Annotated in this window: 1 protein-coding gene and 1 pseudogene; both read right to left on the bottom strand. The window is 74.7% G+C overall.

Annotated elements, in window-relative coordinates:
• Nucleotides 1-201 (bottom strand): annotated as a pseudogene (locus tag ESO86_RS19845) (cytochrome b/b6 domain-containing protein); the annotation flags it as partial.
• 3 nt (nt 202-204) lie between these two features.
• Nucleotides 205-1,005: electron transfer flavoprotein subunit alpha/FixB family protein (locus ESO86_RS17625; protein WP_165308352.1), on the bottom strand; the 801-nt coding region annotated here is incomplete at its 5' end.

Below are 1,005 nucleotides of genomic sequence, written 5' to 3'. Positions count from 1 at the left end.
CGTCGCGACCTGAGGCGGGTGGGCGGATGGCTCCGAGGGCGCGACGACCGGCATCGCGGGCGCAGTCGCGGGCGCGGCCGAGTCCTGGAGCGCGTCGACCGACCCTGTCGCGTGGTCGCCCGCCGCGATGCCGGCAGGGGGCCAGGGATCACCGCCGGGGCGGCGAGGCAGTCCCCTGCGCAGGTTGCCTGCAGCGGCCACGGGTCACCGCTTCCGCTCGGCGAGGGCGCTGATCAGCTGCGGGACCACGGTGAAGACGTCGCCGACGACGCCGAAGTCGGCGACGTCGAAGATCGGCGCGTCGGGGTCCTTGTTGACGGCGACGATGTTCTTGGCCGTCTGCATTCCGGCCTTGTGCTGGATCGCGCCGGAGATGCCGAGGGCGACGTAGAGCTGCGGGGAGACCGAGACGCCGGTCTGGCCGACCTGGTGCGTGGCCGGGATGTAGCCCGCGTCGACGGCCGCGCGGGACGCGCCGACCGCAGCCCCGAGGGCGTCGGCGAGCTCTTCGACGAGTGCGAACTTCTCGGCCGAACCGAGGCCGCGACCACCGGACACGACCCGCTTCGCTCCGCGCAGCTCGGGTCGGCTCGAGCTCTCGGTCGCGACCTCGATCGACTCGATGGCGGCCGACGGCGCGCCCGAGGCGGGCACCTCGAGCGTCTCGAGCGCGACGGGCCGTGCGTCGGCGCGAGCGTCGACGGCCCCCTGCCGCACGGTGACGACGAGCGGCCCGAAGGTCGCCGCGGAGTCGACGTTGTACGCGCCGCCGTACACGGAGTGGTGGGCGACGATGCCCTCGTCGTCGCGCGAGACGCCGATGGCGTCCACGGCGAGCGCGGCGCGGGCTCGGGCGGCGAACCGGCCGGCGATGTCGCGGCCGTCGATCGAGTTCGCCACGAGCACCGCATCGGGCTCGACGAGGGCCGCCGCAGCGGCGAGCGCATCGACCTGCGGAACGGTGAGCTCGGACTGCACCGCGGCCGTCTCGACGGCGAGCAGGCG

It is taken from the genome of Agromyces binzhouensis (assembly GCF_004135055.1).
Lineage (GTDB): Bacteria > Actinomycetota > Actinomycetes > Actinomycetales > Microbacteriaceae > Agromyces > Agromyces binzhouensis.
The sequence above is the reverse complement of the archived record's forward strand: the minus strand, read 5'-3'. Positions and strand labels throughout refer to the sequence as shown.